Below are 3,428 nucleotides of genomic sequence, written 5' to 3' on the forward strand. Positions count from 1 at the left end.
GCCTCGGCGTAGCCCGGCCCCTCGGCCGCGGCGGGGCCGGCGAGCGACAGCGTCGCCAGCAGGCCCGCGAGGGCGGCGAGGGGGAGCGAGATCCGAACGGGCATCGGGGTCATCCGGCGCGAGGGAAGGCGGTCGGCGGCTTGCCGGTCAGAACTTGACGGCCGCGCCGCCGCGGACGGTGTTGAGGTTGGCCCTGTGCCCGTCGAAGTCGTTGAACAGCACGTACTGGTATTCGGCGCGGAGCAGGATGCTCGGCGTGATCGCGTATTCGAGACCGCCGCCCAGAGCGACGCCGCCGACCGTCTTGGTCTTCGACTTGCTGACATAGGTGGAGTAGGGGACGCCCGTCGTGGGATCGGTCTGGCTGAACGTTCCGGCACGATAACCGAAGTTCTCGACGTAGGCCGGCTTGCCGACCGTCAGAGCCTGGTTAGCGTTGTAGGTGGTGGCGTTGTATCCCGAATCCTCAATGAACACGCCGTCCGCGATGCGGGCGCGACCGATCGCGAAACCGCCCGTTACGTAAGGCAGAAGGTTGCCGAAGGCGTAGCCTGCGCGCGCGCGGATTGTCCCGAAATCGTTGATCTTGGTGCTCGAGGCGCCGTTCAGGCTGACCGTCTCGAGATAACCGAGGCTGTTGGTCTTGAAACGGGAGATGCCGTCCGAAGACGAGCCGCTGCGCCCGAAGCTGGTGTAGTCGACTTCGATACCGAGGACGACGTCGTCGAACTGGACATTGTAGCCGGCGTACCCGCCGAAGCTCACGTCGCCCACGCGTCTGGGCTTCGACGTTAACAGGTTGGAGGCGCCGAAGTCCGACTCGGCAGTCGAGTTGTGCGTCTGCTGGATGATCAACGGCTGATACGACCTCTGGAACCCGAGCGCAGCCGAGCTGTACCCGCCCTGCCCGCCGACATACACGCCGCTCCAGTCGATCGCCGTGACCGCGACCGGCGGGTCGTAGTCGGGGCCGCGGAGGAAATCGTAGTCGAGGTCGGCGGCGCGGGCCGTGGTCGGGCCGGCCAGGCTCAGGGCGGCAAGAAGTGCGCGGGAAGTCTTACGCATCGCGGTCGTCCTCGGGGCGGCAACACGACCGCACTACGAAACCTGTTCTCTCTTGATAGGAGAGTAACCTTAATGGCTGGTTTCGATATCGGCCGGCGTGCCGTGCCAATGCGGGGATGCGACGCGAAAACCGGAACGAAGACGGGATTTTACCGCACGCCCGCGCCCGGCGACCGGGCCGAGGCTTCGATCCGCGGATCGCGACGCCACCCCGACCGCCGACGCCCGTGGCTTCGGGCGTCGGCTCGCCCGCCGTGCCGCGGACGAGCGCCCGCATGCGACGGTCGCGAGGTGGGAAATCCGATACCGTCCGGGGGCGGTCACGCCCCCGATCCAGCCATCTCGCCGCAGGGCAAGGGGCCGCGCGAGGCCCGCGGCCGCTTCGCGTCCGTCGGCGATCGCCCGGTCGCGGATCAGTTGCCGTAGGCGCTGCCGCCGAGGCCGGCGAGGCTCGGGCCGCTGCCGAAGCCACCGAGGTCGTAGCGCAGGCCGAGGCGGAACTCGTTGGCGGCGATGTCCTTCAGCCGCGTGCCGGCGTTGTAGGCGTCGAGCCCGCTCTTGGCGTTGCCGAAATCGACGTAGCGATAGGCCGCGTCCAGGCTGAAGCCGCCGCCGATCGCGTAGGAGACGCCGCCGGTCAGCGCCCAGGCGAGCGAGGCGACCGAGCGGTTCGGGCGCGTCACGGCGGTGCGCAGGCCGGTGCCGGGGTTGCCGTCGCAGGCGTCGACCGTGCAGGTGGTCTGGGTGTAGCCCCGCGCCACGCCCATGTCCGAGACGCCGATGCCGGCGCCGACATAGGGCGTCAGCCCCCACCAGGTGCCGAGGTCGGCGTAGACGTTGACGAGGGCGGTGAGCGCGGAGACCTGCGCCGCCTCGACGTTGTAGCCGGTGGCGAAGTTCGAGCGCGAGGAGGCGGCGCCGTAGCGGGCCGGCTCGCGCTGGTCGACGGTCGCGTCGACGCGTAGCCACGGGGTGATCCGGTAGCCGACGCCGCCGCCGTAGCCGGCCGCATCGCTCAGGCGCAGGCCGACGAGCGGCGGCATGCCCGGGTCGTTCGCGTCCGCCCGGGTGTCGTCGTGCGGGCGCGCGTAGGCCGATTCGGTGAAGTCGGCCCGCAGGTACCAGCCGCCGCCGACCGCGACCGGCGGCGCCATCGGCGGGGGCGGGGGCAGCAGGTCGGCGGCCTCGGCTCGGCCGATCCCGAGGAGAAGCAGCGCCGCGGCGGCGAAGCGGCGTTCGAGCGCAGCCATGGGGAAAGTCCTCACGCAAGATCAACAGTTGCATCCCGTAGGACGACTTGACGAGGACCCTAAACCCCAAATCTTGTGAACGGCTTAACCGTATTTCGCGGTCCGTGGCGCGCGTCTTGGCCCTGAAACGAAAGAAGACGGCGCGGATCGGATCCGCGCCGTCTTCGATGTCGAGGCCGTGCAGGTTCGGTACGTGTCTCAGTACTTGCGGACGAGCGGGCCCGGGGCCGGCTGATAGTCGGGCACCAGCGGCGGCAGCGGCGCGGCGACGAGGCCGCCGAGCAGGTAGCGCACGCCGATCTTCACGTCGTGGGCCTCGATGTCCTTGATCTTCACGCCGGCTCCGGCCTCGCCGCAGCAGGTGGAGAAGCTGGCGCCGGTCGAGGCGTGGCCGAGGTTCAGGTAGCGGTAGGCGAGCTCGACCTTGAACGCGTCGGTGACGTTGTAGGCGAGACCGGCATGGAGCGCCCAGGCGAAGCTGCCGGTGGTCTTGTCCTTGTACGACTTGGTCGTCGCCTGGCTGTTGTAGACCGGCGTCGCGTTGCCGTTCGCGTCGACCGTGTAGGTCGGGGTGTAGTTGTAGGTCGGCGGGGCGCAGGGGCAGCCGTCGTATTGCGGGTTGCCGTAATCGTAGGCGTAGGTCGGGCTCGTGAACTGGCCGTTCGTGCCGTAGCCGGAGACGTGGTTGAAGGCGTAGCCGGCGCCGGCGCCGATGAACGGCGTGATGCCGTACCAGGTGCCGAGGTCGAAGTAGGCGTTGGCGAGGACGACGGCCGAATCGAAGTGGCCGCTCGACTTGTTGATGCCGTACGAGCCGAGGCCGTTGTCGTAGTCGGGGCCCCTGTAGTACTCGCTGCCGCGCAGGCCGGTGGAGTAGCGGTACTCGCCGGTCACGTCGCCGCGCAGGAACGGGGTGAACTGGTAGCCGACGCCGACCCCGGCGAAGCCGCCGCCGCCGACCTCGTTGCCGTAGGAGCGGTTCGCCTCCGGGTAGCCGGCATAGTCGTAGGACGTGCTGTACTTCGCCCGGTCGTAGACGCTGGCCCCGACGTCGCCGCGCAGGTACCAGCCGCCGCCGACCTCGATCGGCGGGGCATAGGGCGGCGGCTGGTA

3 protein-coding genes are annotated in these 3,428 nt (G+C 69.3%); all 3 read right to left on the minus strand.

The features are described from left to right. Nucleotides 1–147: 147 nt before the first annotated feature. Nucleotides 148–1,065, minus strand: coding sequence for an outer membrane beta-barrel protein (locus FV223_RS23225; protein ID WP_147729205.1), 918 nt, complete (start codon nt 1,063–1,065; stop codon nt 148–150). 413 nt (nt 1,066–1,478) lie between these two features. After that, entirely contained in the window at nt 1,479–2,315 is an 837-nt protein-coding gene (locus FV223_RS23230; RefSeq protein ID WP_147729206.1) for an outer membrane beta-barrel protein, read from the minus strand. A 198-nt stretch (nt 2,316–2,513) separates the two neighbouring features. Further along, the coding region (locus FV223_RS23235) for a porin family protein (RefSeq protein WP_147729207.1) at nt 2,514–3,428 on the minus strand (915 nt) is incomplete at its 5' end.

The sequence above is a fragment of the Methylobacterium sp. WL116 genome, assembly GCF_008039455.1.
Lineage (GTDB): Bacteria > Pseudomonadota > Alphaproteobacteria > Rhizobiales > Beijerinckiaceae > Methylobacterium.